14 protein-coding genes are annotated in these 13,892 nt (G+C 65.7%); 10 read left to right on the forward strand and 4 right to left on the reverse strand.

What is annotated here, in order from left to right; all coding sequences use genetic code 11:
• The first annotated feature begins 430 nt into the window (after window positions 1-430).
• The 4 genes from ACWW36_RS16260 to ACWW36_RS16275 all read left to right on the forward strand — a co-directional run bounded on the left by ACWW36_RS16260 (window position 431) and on the right by ACWW36_RS16275 (window position 3,885).
• Window positions 431-1,666, forward strand: coding sequence for a lipase family protein (locus tag ACWW36_RS16260; protein ID WP_456137036.1), 1,236 nt, complete (start codon window positions 431-433; stop codon window positions 1,664-1,666).
• Complete coding sequence (locus tag ACWW36_RS16265) at window positions 1,656-2,459, forward strand: biotin--[acetyl-CoA-carboxylase] ligase (protein WP_456137037.1); 804 nt, start codon at window positions 1,656-1,658, stop codon at window positions 2,457-2,459. Before ACWW36_RS16260 ends, ACWW36_RS16265 begins: the two co-directional genes overlap by 11 nt.
• Window positions 2,460-2,601: 142 nt before the next feature.
• Window positions 2,602-3,357, forward strand: coding sequence for a class I SAM-dependent methyltransferase (locus ACWW36_RS16270; RefSeq protein WP_456137038.1), 756 nt, complete (start codon window positions 2,602-2,604; stop codon window positions 3,355-3,357).
• Between the two features lie 9 nt (window positions 3,358-3,366).
• Complete coding sequence (locus ACWW36_RS16275) at window positions 3,367-3,885, forward strand: PH domain-containing protein (protein WP_456137039.1); 519 nt, start codon at window positions 3,367-3,369, stop codon at window positions 3,883-3,885.
• On the opposite strand, the gene ACWW36_RS16280 is transcribed toward ACWW36_RS16275, so the two are convergent.
• Complete coding sequence (locus ACWW36_RS16280) at window positions 3,840-4,508, reverse strand: GtrA family protein (RefSeq protein ID WP_456137040.1); 669 nt, start codon at window positions 4,506-4,508, stop codon at window positions 3,840-3,842. The genes ACWW36_RS16275 and ACWW36_RS16280 overlap by 46 nt on opposite strands.
• Before the next feature lie 130 nt (window positions 4,509-4,638).
• On the opposite strand from ACWW36_RS16280, the gene ACWW36_RS16285 reads away from it, so the two are divergent.
• The 5 genes from ACWW36_RS16285 (at window position 4,639) to ACWW36_RS16305 (ending at window position 9,867) form a co-directional block, all read left to right on the forward strand.
• Window positions 4,639-5,823: a 5-(carboxyamino)imidazole ribonucleotide synthase gene (locus ACWW36_RS16285; RefSeq protein WP_456142512.1), complete on the forward strand. Its 1,185-nt coding sequence runs from the start codon at window positions 4,639-4,641 to the stop codon at window positions 5,821-5,823.
• Window positions 5,744-6,319, forward strand: a complete 576-nt coding sequence (gene purE / locus ACWW36_RS16290; RefSeq protein WP_456137041.1) for a 5-(carboxyamino)imidazole ribonucleotide mutase — start codon at window positions 5,744-5,746, stop codon at window positions 6,317-6,319. Before ACWW36_RS16285 ends, purE begins: the two co-directional genes overlap by 80 nt.
• Before the next feature lie 11 nt (window positions 6,320-6,330).
• The gene (locus ACWW36_RS16295; protein WP_456137042.1) at window positions 6,331-7,164 is read left to right on the forward strand and encodes a class I SAM-dependent methyltransferase; all 834 of its coding nucleotides are present in this window, start codon (window positions 6,331-6,333) and stop codon (window positions 7,162-7,164) included.
• Window positions 7,165-7,207: 43 nt separating this feature from the next.
• The gene (locus ACWW36_RS16300; RefSeq protein ID WP_456137043.1) at window positions 7,208-8,371 is read left to right on the forward strand and encodes an acyl-CoA dehydrogenase; all 1,164 of its coding nucleotides are present in this window, start codon (window positions 7,208-7,210) and stop codon (window positions 8,369-8,371) included.
• 194 nt (window positions 8,372-8,565) lie between these two features.
• Window positions 8,566-9,867, forward strand: coding sequence for a DUF1298 domain-containing protein (locus tag ACWW36_RS16305; RefSeq protein WP_456137044.1), 1,302 nt, complete (start codon window positions 8,566-8,568; stop codon window positions 9,865-9,867).
• Between the two features lie 25 nt (window positions 9,868-9,892).
• On the opposite strand, the gene ACWW36_RS16310 is transcribed toward ACWW36_RS16305, so the two are convergent.
• The 3 genes from ACWW36_RS16310 to ACWW36_RS16320 all read right to left on the reverse strand — a co-directional run bounded on the left by ACWW36_RS16310 (window position 9,893) and on the right by ACWW36_RS16320 (window position 12,934).
• Window positions 9,893-10,684, reverse strand: coding sequence for a class I SAM-dependent methyltransferase (locus tag ACWW36_RS16310; RefSeq protein ID WP_456137045.1), 792 nt, complete (start codon window positions 10,682-10,684; stop codon window positions 9,893-9,895).
• Window positions 10,685-10,757: 73 nt separating this feature from the next.
• Window positions 10,758-11,462, reverse strand: a complete 705-nt coding sequence (locus tag ACWW36_RS16315) for a TIGR03089 family protein (RefSeq protein WP_456142513.1) — start codon at window positions 11,460-11,462, stop codon at window positions 10,758-10,760.
• Complete coding sequence (locus ACWW36_RS16320) at window positions 11,459-12,934, reverse strand: LCP family protein (protein ID WP_456137046.1); 1,476 nt, start codon at window positions 12,932-12,934, stop codon at window positions 11,459-11,461. Before ACWW36_RS16320 ends, ACWW36_RS16315 begins: the two co-directional genes overlap by 4 nt.
• 67 nt (window positions 12,935-13,001) lie before the next feature.
• Between ACWW36_RS16320 and rfbD the strand changes: the two genes are divergently transcribed.
• The gene (gene rfbD, locus ACWW36_RS16325) at window positions 13,002-13,871 is read left to right on the forward strand and encodes a dTDP-4-dehydrorhamnose reductase (protein ID WP_456137047.1); all 870 of its coding nucleotides are present in this window, start codon (window positions 13,002-13,004) and stop codon (window positions 13,869-13,871) included.
• Window positions 13,872-13,892: the final 21 nt, after the last annotated feature.

Below are 13,892 nucleotides of genomic sequence, written 5' to 3' on the forward strand. Positions count from 1 at the left end.
GTTGATTGAACGTCACTGTCGCCCGCCGGGAAAGCTCGTCGTCGCGGTATCGGCTGCCATCGCGCAAAGCATCCTCGCCAGCCTTCGCCGCGGGCGCGGAATCAATATCAATATCCATTTTGCGAATACATTTGAAAGGCGGCAAAGTCATCCAGCAACGTCGAAACGCTCGGATTGATCGCCGGCCGAGACGCGTTCAAGATCGCCGCCCGCAAAATAATTTACTGTGCCGTAAACAAGATCGGATCGACGAACCCGAGGGGTCGGCGCGGCTGCGGCGCCACGTGCGGGTGTTCGCCGAACACTGCATACATCGGCCGGGCACGCCGTTGCGTTACCTGACACGACACGCTCCGAGGCTGACCGACTGTAACAGCCGCGCGCGGAGACGTCGCACTAGATTGAGCGCCAGACCGAGGGCAAAGGAAGCATGTTGAAACGAGCGCTGTTGCCGACGTTCCTGGTCCTGGTAGTAGTCGCCGCCGTGATCGGGGCGGCGGTATGGCTGCAACCCATCGCCGCGACCCTGGGCCTGAAATTGATCAACCAGTTCCCGTCGTCGGGCGGCCCGCCGGTGCCCATTGAATCTGCCGATATGAGCGGATCGGGGCCCGGGACGCTGGTGACCGCGACGACCATGCCGGGCGTGACGCGGACGTTCGAGGGCCGCAATTTGATGGCCGCCCGGGTCGTGTACCGGTCAACCGAGGGCGACACAGGCGAACCGACCGTGGTGTCGGGCTCGGTGTTCGTGCCCAAGGGCGGCGCCCCGCGGGGTGGCTGGCGGGTCGTGACGTTCGGGCACGCCACGCTCGGTATCGAGGGTCCCTGCGCGCCGTCGTTGTCGCCCGATCTGCTGGGCTTCCTGCGCTACGTCAAGGTGCTGACCGATCTGGGTTACGCCGTCGCGCTCGCTGACTTTCAGGGCCTGGGAACCAAGGGTGTGCATCCGTACTCGGATTCCCGCACGGCCGGACTGAACATGATCGACGCCGTGCGCGCGCTCAAGCGCACGTTCCCCGACGTCTCCGATACCTATGCCGCCTTCGGTGATTCTCAGGGCGGCAGCGCGGCGTGGGCGGCCGACGAGCAGGCCAACGACTACGCACCCGAGTTGCACATCGTCGGCGGGCTCGCCGCATCCCCGGCAGCCGATATATCCGGCCTGGTCGACAAGGCCCAGCAGGGCACACTGACCAGTGAACAGCGCGCGGTCATGCAATCGGTCATCGAGTCGCTGGCGCGGTTGCATCCCGACATCGACCGCAACGACTTCCGCCGCGGTGGCGCCGCCCACTATTGGAATGTGTTGTCCGACTGCAGCCCTGGTGCGGCCTACCGACGCGCGAATGCGGTCGGTCAGCTGGGCCCGCGCGACTTCACGCCGCGCACGCCCGAGGCCGGCGATCGACTGCGCGAGCTGCTGCAACAGTGGGCTCTGCCGCAGAAACCGCTCTCGGCGCCCCTGTACGTCTGGTACGGCGGCGCCGACCCGTACATCGACGCAGAGTGGACAAAGGCCGCGATCGCACGGGCCTGCGGGTTGGGCGGAGTCGTCACCGTCGGGTTCGACCCGGCAGGCGGCCACAACCCGCCCGACGCGCTGGCGTTGATCAAATGGATGACGGATCGCTTCGACGGAAAACCCGCCAAGAATGACTGCTGACGATCCCCGGCGGGCACTCGACGCGTCGGCGCTGCGCGCGGATGTGACGGCGGCATCGTCGCTGTGGCGCCAGCTCGACGTGGTGACCGAAACCGGCTCGACCAACGCCGACTTGATCGCCAGGGCGGCCGCAGGCGAGGACGTCGCCGGTGCGGTGCTGATCGCCGAATATCAGAGCGCGGGCCGGGGACGGCAGGGCCGCAGCTGGTCGGCCGTGCCTGGCGCGCAGATCACGATGTCGGTCGGCGTGGATGCGGGCGGGGTCGCCACCGAGAGGTGGGGATGGCTGACGCTGGCCACCGGTGTCGCCATCGTCGACGCGGTCCGGGCGCTCACCGGCGTCGAGGCAGGGCTGAAATGGCCCAACGACGTGTTGGCAGGTGGCGGGAAGCTGGCAGGCATCCTGGCAGAGGTCGCAGCGGCACAGGGGTCCATCGTGGTCGGGCTCGGGCTGAACGTCTCGTTGCGCAGCGACGAGATTCCGGCGCTACAGGCCACGTCTTTGTCCGCACTCGGCGTCGCTTCGCCGGATCGCCACCAGCTCATCGTTGAGCTGCTGCGGCGGCTTCAGCAGCGAATCGTCGAGTGGAAAGACGCCGACGCAAAACTGGCCGACGACTACCGTGACCGCTGCTTGACGATAGGTGCGCGCGTGCGGGCGATCCTGCCCGACGGCCGCGAGGTCGTCGGGATGGCTAAATTCGTCGACGATCAGGGCCGGATCGGAATTGAAAGCAATGGCCATATGACGGCGGTTTCAGCCGGAGATGTGATCCATCTGAGGGGAATCTAGCAATCGTCAATAGCGTCAATTCTCGAGCCGATTACTTGCGTTCGGAAGGGTAGGATTACCGGCGGTGCGCAAGGCTGAGACGATACAGTTCAGCGAATCATTCGTTCATTCAGATCACGGTCGTCTGGGGAGGGCACGGCATATGGATCATGTCGCCGAAGGTCACTACTACAGCAGTCAGATCGGGAGCAAGAACAAGGTCATCGCCTGGAGTCACCAGTCCAGGTTCGACAAGGCTCTCGAGCTGATCGGTGACGGCACCGACAAGCTGCTCGACTACGGCTGCGGCGACGGCACCTTCCTGGCGATGGCCAGCGATCGGGTGGCCGAAGGCCACGGCGTCGACGTCGATGCCGACCAGATAAAAGGCTGCCGCGAGCGCTTCGGGGAGATCGAGAACCTGAAGTTCTACACCAACGATGAGCTTGCCGACCCCGCGCACGACGGCTCCTACGATGTCGTCACCTGCATGGAAACGCTCGAGCATTGCACCGACGAGGTTGTCGAGATCGTGTTGGCCGACGTGGCCCGGCTGTGCGCGCCGAACGGGCGCGTCATCATCAGCGTGCCGATAGAAATCGGCCCGTCCTTCATGGTGAAGCAGGCGGTGCGCGCCATCGCCCGCCGTCAGGGAGCCAGCAGTTACCAGCTTCACGAGACCTATCCCGTCGGGCAGGCCATGAAGATGCTGTTCGCCCGCCGCCGCACGTCGATCGAACGCCCGCTCTACGGTGAGCCGCCGTTGACCGGCCATTCCCACTACGGGTTCAATTGGCGCCGCCTGCGTGGACGGGTCTCGCAGCACCTCGTGGTTGAGCGGACGCTGTTCACGCCGCTGGGCTTCCTGGGCGGCTGGGTGAGCAGCCAGGCCTATTTCGTGTGCCGCCCCAAGGGCTGAGTCACAGCAATGGGCTATCCGGACAACGTCCTCGCCGGTGACGAGCAGGTGGTGCTGCACAGCCATCCGCACTGGAAGCGGCTGATCGGCCCGGTGCTGGTTCTGGTGGCGATCACCGCCGTCGCGGCTTTCGGCGCCGGATATGTCAACCAGACCAACTGGGACTCCACCGCCCGCAAGGTCGTGATGATCGTCATCGGGGTGATCTGGCTGGTGATCGTCGGCTGGCTGACGTTGTGGCCGTTCCTCAATTGGTGGACAACGCATTTCGTGATCACCGACCGCCGCGTGATGTTCCGCCACGGCCTGCTGACCCGATCGGGCATCGACATTCCGCTAGCGCGTATCAACAGCGTCGAGTTCCGGCACGGTCTGTTCGATCGTATGTTGCGCACGGGCACGCTGATCATCGAATCTGCGTCGCAGGATCCCCTGGAGTTCCACGACATTCCGCGAGTGGAACATGTCCACTCGCTGCTGTATCACGAAGTCTTCGACACCCTGGGCTCGGAAGAATCGCCGAGCTGACCGAGCCGCCGGGCGCGCCGGCCGGGCCGACGGAACGGCGTGACGGAGCCGGATTCATGCGTGAGTTCGACATGGTCTTCCATCGCCTCTGCGATGCCGCCGGCGGTCAGCGATTCGATCGCCTTGTCGGGGGCGCGGCCGAACTCGTCGGGGAAGACCCAACGGCGGAAGGCCCAGAACCGGAAGCCCATCTGCAGCAGGTTGCCGATGACGTAGGCCGAGATGAAGTCGGCGATGTTCTCCACCGTCAGCGACACTTCCGGGACGCGCAGGTGCAGCACGTAACTGGAGAACCACAGCGGGGCCATCGACAGCAGCACGCCGACACCGCTGAACACGAAGAACAGCAGCGCCTCGTGGTGACGCTCGCGACCGCCACGATCGCGGAAGCTCCATTCGCGATTGAGGATGTAAGAGGCGATCACCGCGACGATGCCGGCGATGATCTTCGCCGTCACCGGCTTGGGCTCGAGCACCGTCAGCTTGAGCGTGTAGAACACCGCGGAGTCGATGATGAATGTGGTCGCGCCGACGATCGCGAATTTGATCAGCTCGTGATGCCGCTCCGCGAAGGGCCGGATCGGGCCGGGCAGCCGAGCGATCGTGGCGTCGGTGAAGGACACAACAGCGCAGTGTACGGAAATTGGCGACGAGACGCGTACCCGTGCAGGTCACGGCGGATAAAACGGCCGGTTACGGCCATGACAACATATGCCTGTGCCACGTGATCCGAGCGCGCCGCCCGTCGTGACCATGATCGGCGGCGGTCAACTGGCCAGGATGACCCATCAGGCCGCCATCGCGCTGGGTCAGACGCTGCGCGTGCTGGCAGTCAGCCCCGAGGATCCTGCCGCGCAGGTCACCCCGGACGTGGTGATCGGCAGGCACGACGACCTCGACGCCCTGCGCAAGGCCGCCACAGGGGCGGACGCGCTGACGTTCGACCACGAACACGTGCCGACCGAACTGCTGGAAAAGCTCGTCGCCGACGGCGTCAACGTCGCCCCTGGGCCCTCGGCGCTGATCCACGCCCAGGACAAGCTCGTGATGCGGCGGCGGCTGGAGGCACTCGGCGCGCCCGTACCGCGGTTCTCCGAGGTCACCGACGTGGCCGACGTGGACGCGTTCGCTGCCCGAGTCGACGCGCCGCTGGTGGTCAAGACGGTGCGCGGCGGCTACGACGGCCGAGGCGTGACACTGGCTCGCGATATCGCAGAAGCCCGCGAGGCCGCGGAAGCCTATCTGGGCGGCGGTGCGGCGGTACTCGTCGAGGAGAAGGTGGCCATGCGGCGCGAGTTGGCCGCGCTCGTCGCACGTTCTCCGTTCGGTCAGGGCGCGGCATGGCCGGTGGTGCAGACCGTGCAGCGCGACGGCATTTGCGTCGAAGTCATCGCTCCTGCGCCCGGGCTGAATTCCGAAACAAGCAGCGCCGCAGGGCAACTCGCGCTTCGGCTGGCCAATGAACTAGGAGTGGTCGGGCTGCTGGCCGTCGAACTTTTCGAGACCGTTGACGGCGTATTGGTGGTCAACGAGTTGGCGATGCGGCCGCACAACTCCGGACACTGGAGCATGGACGGCGCAAGAACCAGTCAGTTCGAACAGCATCTGCGCGCAGTGCTCGACTATCCGCTTGGCGACACGGCACCGATCGTGCCGGTCACGGTGATGGCCAATGTGCTTGGCGCGCAAAATGTTCCGACGATGAGCATGGACGAACGGCTGCATCACCTATTCGCCCGGCTGCCCGAAGCCAGGGTTCATCTGTATGGCAAAGGCGAGCGTCCGGGCCGAAAGATCGGGCACGTCAACATTCTCGGCGCGCCGGACGGCTCGGTCGACGACGACGCGTACGTCGCAGATGTGCGGGAACGCGCCACCCGGGCCGCACACTGGTTATCGCACGCCGAGTGGACAGACGGATGGAGTGGACATGCCTAGTGCGCGGGTCGGCGTGATCATGGGCAGCGACAGCGACTGGTCTGTGATGGAAGAGGCCGCGCACGCGCTGGCCGAGTTCGACGTGCCGTTCGAAGTCGGTGTGGTCTCGGCGCATCGCACCCCGGCGCGCATGCTCGAGTACGCGCAGACGGCGGCGGGCCGCGGTATCGAGGTGATCATCGCCGGTGCAGGCGGCGCCGCACATCTACCGGGCATGGTGGCTTCCGCGACGCCGCTGCCGGTGATCGGGGTGCCGGTGCCGCTGGCCAAACTCGACGGGCTGGACTCGCTGCTGTCGATCGTCCAGATGCCCGCAGGCGTGCCGGTTGCCACGGTGTCCATCGGCGGCGCCCGCAACGCGGGACTGCTGGCGGTCCGAATCCTCGGCGCATCCGATGCTTCGCTGCGGACACGGATCGAAAAGTTTCAGGCCGACTTGTCCGACATGGTGTTGCAAAAGGACGCGGCGCTGCGTGACCGGCTGCTCGGACGATAGGCTGCCACCCGATGGAGCGAAATTTCGTCCGGTACCGGGCAATTGGCCAGCGGCTTGTCACCGGCTTCCTCGAACCCGAGATCCTGATGACGCTCGAGGTGCTGAATTCGGCACAACGCGCCAAGCAGATCTCGGGCGCGGTCGCCGAGATCGGTGTGCACCACGGAAAACTTTTCATCGGGCTGCGCCTGCTGCAGCGCCCCGGTGAAAAGTCCGTGGCCATCGACATCTTCGACGATCAGGAACTCAACATCGACGGCTCAGGGCACGGCAGCCTCGAGAAGTTCGTCAACAACGTCAAGCTGTGGTCGACGATGGACGATGTCGTGCTGCATCAAGGCGATTCGACGAAACTCGAACCGGCCAAACTGCGCGAACTCGCCGGCGGCGATATCCGTTTCTTCTCGGTTGACGGCGGCCATACCGCGGAAATCGTCTATTCCGATATGAATCTGGCCGAGGCCACGCTGGCCGACGGCGGCATCGTCATCGCCGACGACGTGTTCAACCAGCAGTGGCCCGGCGTCGCGACCGGAACATTGCGATATATGGAAGACGGCGGCGGACTCGCGCCGTTCCTGATCGGCTTCAACAAGGTGTTCTTCGCCCAGCCCGACTATTGCGCGTTCTACCGCGGCGAGGTCGAGTCGGTCGTCGAGGGCAAGCTGCGGCTCGGCACCGGCTCGTCGGTCTTCGCCGGCCACGATGTCGGGTTGGTGGTGCCGCAGACGGCGGTCGATATCCTGCGTCGCAGCCAGACCATCCGGTCGGTTTATCACCGCACGTACCGCGAAATGGTGAGGGGTCTTCAGCTCGTGGCGGGCAGGGGTGGATCCGGCCGCTGAGCGCCTTGACGGTAAAGTTACCGGCAAGTAGCAAGGAGTTTTCATGGCCATCGGTAACCCGTCGTTTGACGCCTTCCAGCTCTCCGAGGAGCACCGCGAGCTGCGGTCGGTCCTGCGTGATCTGTGCGAAAAGGAGATCGCCCCGTACGCCGCGGACGTCGATGAGAAGGCGCGCTACACCGATGAGGCTCTAGCAGCTCTGACCTCATCCGGTTTCGCCGCGATCCACATCCCGGAGGAGTACGGCGGCGAAGGCGGCGACTCGATCGCCGCGTGCATCGTCATCGAAGAGGTGGCGCGGGTGTGCGCGTCGTCGTCGCTGATCCCGATCTGCAACAAGCTCGGCACCATGGGCCTGCTGATGCGTGGGTCCGAGGAGCTCAAGAAGCAGGTGTTGCCGTCGATCGCGGCAGGCGAGGCGGTGGCGTCGTACGCGCTCAGCGAGCGTGAGGCGGGCAGCGACGCGGCTTCGATGCGGACCCGGGCGCGTCAAGAGGGTGACGAGTGGGTCCTCAACGGCTCCAAGTGCTGGATCTCCAATGGCGGTCACTCCACGTGGTACACGGTGATGGCGGTGACCGATCCGGACAAGGGCGCCAACGGCATCTCGGCGTTCGTCGTGCACAAGGACGATCCGGGATTCGCGGTGGGCGCCAAGGAACGCAAGCTGGGCATCAAGGGATCGCCGACCACGGAGCTCTACTTCGAGGACTGCCGGATCCCTGGCGACCGGATCATCGGCGAGCCCGGCACGGGTTTCAAGACCGCGCTGGCCACGCTGGATCACACCCGGCCGACGATCGGTGCGCAGGCGGTGGGCATCGCCCAGGGCGCGCTGGACGCGGCATTGGGATACGTCAAGGAGCGCAAGCAGTTTGGCAAGCCGATCGGCGACTTCCAGGCCGTGCAGTTCATGCTGGCCGACATGGCGATGAAGCTCGAGGCCGCCCGGCTGATGGTCTACACGGCCGCGGCGCGCGCCGAACGCGGCGAGCCCGACCTCGGGTTCATTTCGTCTGCGTCGAAGTGCTTTGCCTCCGACGTCGCGATGGAGGTCACCACCGACGCAGTGCAGCTGTTCGGCGGCTATGGCTACACGGTTGACTTTCCGGTCGAGCGCTTCATGCGCGATGCCAAGATCACCCAGATCTACGAGGGCACCAATCAGATCCAGCGCGTCGTGATGTCGCGCGCGCTACTGAAGTAGACGGCACCTGCTGTTGTGGCAATGCTGAGGTGTACCCGGGCTATCCCGGTGACCAGCTATGGGACGGGAGATATCACGCGTGCGTGTCGTGGTGGCAAATTTTACGGGTGCGAAAGCTGAAGATTTGCTGTAGCGTCTGACTCGCCATTCAAGTCTGAATGCAACCTGGTGCGGGGGCCGAAGGACGTATTCCGATGCCGGCGAAAACCGCCTTGCCCGCAACCGTGGTTCACCCCCGCGGCATGCCCAGCCGGATGACTCCGGTTGACGCGATGTGGTACTGGTTCGCGACGAAGTTCCGCACCGATCAGTTCCTGGTCTACGCGTTCGCCGGGACCGCCGATATCGACGCCGCGGTCGCCGAAATCCTCGACCGCGCCGACGCGTCGCTCGATCTGAAGTTGCGCATCGCACCCCGGCGCTGGGACCTCACCTTTCCGCGTTGGCGCATCGGCGACGTCGAATCCGATCAGGTTGTCGTGCACAGTCTCCCGGAGCCGACGTGGCCGGCGTTCCTGCAGGCGCTTTCGCCGCTCATCGACGATCAGCTGGACCCGCGCTCGGCGGCCTGGCGGCTACACGTCTATCCCGGACTGTCGCAGGTTCCCGCCACGCCGGGGGAGGCGACAGTCGTCGTGCTGCAGGTCGCGCATCCGCTTGGCGACGGGATGCGCTCGTCGGCGCTGGCCGGCTATCTGTTCGGACGGAACAAGCCATTGCCGGAAACGAGATGGCGCCGCACCGGTGGGCTCGCGGCTCGAATGATCGAACGCACCGCACAGCAGCGCCGGTTAGCACGCGACGTCGAGGCCGGCCGGATTCAGCCGAAGAGCGGCCTCGTGCCCGCGCTGAGCACCAACAACATTCCCACCGGTACCCGTCTGCTGCGCACTCTGGCCATGTCGGAATCGAAGATCGCGGCCCCTACGGTCACGATCGGCGTGCTCGCCGCGATATCGGAGGCGCTGTCGGGTTACCTGACTGCACGCGGCGAGGATGCCTCGCGGCTGGCCGCCGAGGTGCTGATGGCCAAGCCAGGCATGCGCTACTCCTACAACCATTTCGACGCGGTCGGCGTCGGCCTGCATTCCGCTGCCACTTCGCGAGGTGAACGAATCCGATTGATAGCGGGGGAGTTACAAGCCTGCAGGACGTATCGCGAGCATCCCGCAGTGGTCGCCGGCGAGCGTGTCTTCGAGGCGGTCCCCGGCCCGCTGCGCCGCTGGGGCGTCAAGCGACTCAACCCCAACGCCAGGCCCGAAATGGTGCGCGGCAACACCGGCGTTTCCAGCGTGCACCGCGGACCGGCCGACCTCCAATTCGGCGGCTGCCCAGTAACTTTGACGTGTGGCTACCCGGCGCTGTCGTCGGTGCTGGGGCTGACGCACGGTGTGCACGGTATCGGTGACACGATCGCAATCAGCGTGAACACCACCTCGTCGATCATCGGCGACTTCGATGAATACATGGACCGGCTGGCCGTCGCTTTGCGCTGACGGGATCGCCTCGGCGGTCAGCCGATCAGCGACGCAGCCGGCGATACACGGCCCGCGCGGTTTCGCTGCGGCGGGCCACATCCGCCGGCCGCTTCGGCACCGGCACCAGCACGCCGACATCATGGCCTGCGAACACCGACGCGTAAACCGCGGTCATGAATCGGTGCCCGTACGCGAAGTCGAGCGCGTGCCGGTAGCGGTCGGCATGGCTGCGGTGAGCGAAGAGAACCTTGTTGAAACCGATGTAGAACGGCACCAGCGCACCGCCCTGCTCGAGATAGTGCACCGTGCCGACGGCTACGCCGGGCCACTGTTGGTTGAACACGTCGTCGGCGATCACCACGCCACCGTCGGCAAGGGACTCTTCGGCCAACCGCATATCGCTCAACACGATCTCTTCGGTGTGGCCGCCGTCCACGGAAAACAGCCGCACCTCTTTCAGTTCGGGAATGTCGCCGGGCTTGATCTTCGCCGAGTCGCCGCCGTGGATCACCAGGCCGTCCCTGCTGGACCACCGATCGACGTTTTGCAGAAACCGGCCGAGGTCACCTTCACCGGACCTGTCGATGTTGGCCGCCTGATTTTCGAAAAGGTCGATGGCGATCGCCGCCTCGCCGGGCCGCTGGAGCAACTTCATCGCGATGAACAATTGCCCGTGATGGACCCCTATCTCAGCGATCGGCCCACCGATACCCGCCTGACGCTGGGCGGCGTCGACCTCTTGCAGCAGGCCGATCGCCGTTGACTCCGTGTAGCCGGCTACCCGACGGTGTCCGAACAGCCGATACGCAGAAAACCCCCTCGAAGTCCCCACCACGGCGCTCAGTTTACGTGTCGCGGCTTGCCGTTCGAAAAAGCCACGCCAGTTGCTGGACCCTGCCGTGGCCCGGTCATCCCCGGGTGACCTTCTCCATCTGCCGGCGACGGTCCATCACCGAAGCATCCGGATTCGCCACCTGTACCAGCGAAGCCCCTGCCGCGAAAACCGCCAGGAGACCATCGGTCAGCTCATCGGCGGTGTCCCAGTGCGCCGTTGACAGCACGCGGTCACCAGCGGTGAAACCCTGTGCGGCGGCGGAAGATTGGGCACCGGCGATGACATCGGTAACCGACCGGCCGTCGAGCGCAAGGCCGGGATGGCGTTCGGGCGTGATCTGGTCGCCGTGCACACGCACCGAGGTGGCGTAATCGGTCACGCCGATCGGAAGATCGGCAACCGGCTTGCCGAACGGATCCAGCGACAGCGCCGCGATCTCGCCCGCGCCGACTGCGGCGTCGGCATCGGACAGCCGGTCGGCTGTGCACAGCGCGATGTCCGCGTCACCGTCCAAGGCGACTTCCGCTCCGATCCACCAGATTCCGAACAGCACCGCTGCGGTCTGCCAATGCGCGGGCAGAAGCACCGCGACTCTCGACGCCGGCCCAGCGCCCAGTTCGTCGCGCAACATGTTGCCGGTCTTGGCCGCCCAGTTGGCGAGCGTCACGGTGGACAGCTCGATACGTTCACCGGTCGCGTCGTCGTAATAGGTGATCCGCGGCCCTGCCGGGTCAGCGGCGATCAGCGGATCCAGCAGCGCCGACGTGACAGTAGTCAGTTGACGCACTCCGGGTCGTTCGAGCCGGCTGTCAGGATCGGCGAAGGGGCAGGGGTCGATTCCGTCGAATCGCCCGAGCCTGCGGCGACTTGATCGGCGGTGGCCACCGTCGGGCTGTTGCCGTCGAGGCCTGCGCCTGGTCCGGTGTAGTCGGCGGTCAGTATGACGCGCACCGAGCCGGGTGCGATCGATGGGTTCTGGACGACTGGAAGGCCACCGAGTTCTTTGGAAACCGATTGCGCGCCAAGATCATCGGCCTTAGCGGCCTGCACCTGGCTGCCCGTGACGTGGCCGCTGTCGTTATTGCCGGTGCTGCCCGGCGTGAATCCCTTGTTGGTCAATACCGTTGACACGGCGGCGGCCAGCCCGTTGACGTCGGAGTCGTTGACGACATCGACGGTGGTCTTGCTCGGCGAGTAAGCCAGTTGTTCGGTCTTACCCTCGTCCTGATCGTGCAGCAGGCTGGACACCCACTCCTTGACCGCAGAAGGATCGACCCGAACCACGCTCTGCATCCCGTCGTCGCTCCACCCGGCCTCTTCGACGATGGGAATGGTGGCGAATGCGACGCTGCCTGCGGCGAGCTTCTGCAGCTGCTTGACGAAATCCATGATGTCCCAGCCCTCGGACAGCACGACCGACCGTTGGACGGCGTCTTCCAGGCGATTGAGGGTGGACGGGCTGGACAGCGTCTTGCTGGAGATCACGTCGTGCGCCAGCGACGCCATCACCGCCTGCTGGCGCGTCACCCGGTCCAGGTCGCCGCGCGGCAGGTCGTGGCGCTGGCGGACGAAGCTCAAAGCCTGTGGGCCGTCCAGCTTCTGCCAGCCAGCAGGAAAGTCCGCACCCGAAAGGGGTTCGTAGACAGCCTCTTTCAGGCACACGTTGACCCCGCCCAGCGCGTCGGTGATCAACGCGAAGCCAAGCAGGCCGATTTCGGCGTAGTGGTCGACGGTGACACCGGTGAGGTTGGCGACGGTCTTGATCAACGCTTCTCGGCCGGCTTCGGTTGCTTCGGGCTCGGCCTTCGCCGGGTCCATACCCTTTTGTTCGACGAGCTCCGTCTTCTTGTCGAAATAGGCCGAGCCGTAGACGCCGTTGATCTTCATCTTGTTCCCGCCCGGAGTCGCGACGTAGGAGTCGCGGGGGATGGAGATCGCGGTGGCCGACTTCCCGTTGTTCGGGATGCGCACCAAGATGATCGTGTCGGTGTTGGTCGACTCGTCGTCGCCGGCCCGCAGCGTCGCCAGCTCCTCAGCCGAAAGAGGGTTGCCGTGTGCGTCGGTGCGGCTGTCCAGGCCGACCAGCAGGATGTCGATCGCGCCGTCCGCGCCGCCCTCGCCGAGCGCGACGGAGGAAAAGTGGTTGATTCCGGATTCGAACGACCGGATCTTGCCCCACGCGACGCCGGTGCCCACCACGATCGCCAGGGCCACGCACACGGCGATGACACGGAGCGTGCGAGCGGGCATCAGCCCAGGCTACTTGCGAGACGGCCTCAGGCGGGGTAGCGCTTCTCGGCGTGCCAGACTCGTGATCATGTCGGGCCGAATCGTTATCTCCGGCGCGGGCGGCCTAGTCGGGCGTGTCTTGGCAGATCAGGCACGCAGGCAGGGCCGCGACGTGCTCGCATTGACGTCGTCGCAGTGGGATATCACCGATGCGGCCGCCGCCGAACGTTTCATCGCCGCCGGCGACGTCGTGATCAACTGCGCGGCCTACACGAAGGTCGACGACGCGGAGAAGGACGAGGCCAAGGCGCGAGCCGTGAACGCGACGGGGCCGGAGAACGTCGCGCACGCCTGCGCCCGCGCCGGTGCGGACCTGATCCACATCTCCACCGACTACGTGTTTTCCGGTACGAAGCGCCGGCCCTATGAGATCGACGACGAGACGGGCCCGCTGAGTGTCTACGGCCGCACCAAGCTGGCAGGCGAATTCGCGGTGCTGGCGGCGATGCCCGAGGCCCACATCGTGCGCACGGCGTGGATCTACGAGGGCGGCACCGGCACGGACTTCGCCGCGGTCATGCGCAGGCTGGCCGCCGGCGATTCAACGGTGGACGTGGTAGCCGACCAGGTCGGCTCGCCCACCTATGTCGGCGACCTCGTCGGTGCGCTGCTACAGGTCGCCGACGGCGCGATTCGCGAACCGGTGCTGCACGCGGCGAACGAGGGTGAGGCCAGCCGCTTCGAACAGGCGCGCGCGGTGTTCGAGGCGGTCGGCGCGGATCCGGAACGCGTGCGGCCCGTGGGCACCGAAAGCCACCCTCGTCCGGCGCCGCGGCCACCCTATTCGGCTCTGTCCGGCAGGCTTTCCGCGAAGGCCGGGCTGACACCGTTGCGGCCGTGGCGGGATGCGCTGGTGGCGGCGATCACTTCAGGTGGCCCGCTAACCTCTAGCGCGTGAGCGACGAACTGGTTTCCGTCA

This window comes from Mycobacterium sp. MMS18-G62, assembly GCF_053877835.1.

Excerpts from the sequence above, each read along its gene's own strand:
- ACWW36_RS16295 (WP_456137042.1), top strand. The coding sequence starts at position 6,331 with ATGGAGCGAAATTTCGTCCGGTACCGGGCAATTGGCCAGCGGCTTGTC.
- ACWW36_RS16275 (WP_456137039.1), top strand. The coding sequence starts at position 3,367 with ATGGGCTATCCGGACAACGTCCTCGCCGGTGACGAGCAGGTGGTGCTG.
- purE (WP_456137041.1), top strand. The coding sequence starts at position 5,744 with ATGTGCGGGAACGCGCCACCCGGGCCGCACACTGGTTATCGCACGCCG.
- ACWW36_RS16270 (WP_456137038.1), top strand. The coding sequence starts at position 2,602 with ATGGATCATGTCGCCGAAGGTCACTACTACAGCAGTCAGATCGGGAGC.
- ACWW36_RS16305 (WP_456137044.1), top strand. The coding sequence starts at position 8,566 with ATGCCGGCGAAAACCGCCTTGCCCGCAACCGTGGTTCACCCCCGCGGC.
- ACWW36_RS16265 (WP_456137037.1), top strand. The coding sequence starts at position 1,656 with ATGACTGCTGACGATCCCCGGCGGGCACTCGACGCGTCGGCGCTGCGC.
- ACWW36_RS16320 (WP_456137046.1), bottom strand. The coding sequence starts at position 12,934 with ATGCCCGCTCGCACGCTCCGTGTCATCGCCGTGTGCGTGGCCCTGGCG.
- ACWW36_RS16285 (WP_456142512.1), top strand. The coding sequence starts at position 4,639 with ATGATCGGCGGCGGTCAACTGGCCAGGATGACCCATCAGGCCGCCATC.
- ACWW36_RS16300 (WP_456137043.1), top strand. The coding sequence starts at position 7,208 with ATGGCCATCGGTAACCCGTCGTTTGACGCCTTCCAGCTCTCCGAGGAG.
- rfbD (WP_456137047.1), top strand. The coding sequence starts at position 13,002 with ATGTCGGGCCGAATCGTTATCTCCGGCGCGGGCGGCCTAGTCGGGCGT.
- ACWW36_RS16260 (WP_456137036.1), top strand. The coding sequence starts at position 431 with ATGTTGAAACGAGCGCTGTTGCCGACGTTCCTGGTCCTGGTAGTAGTC.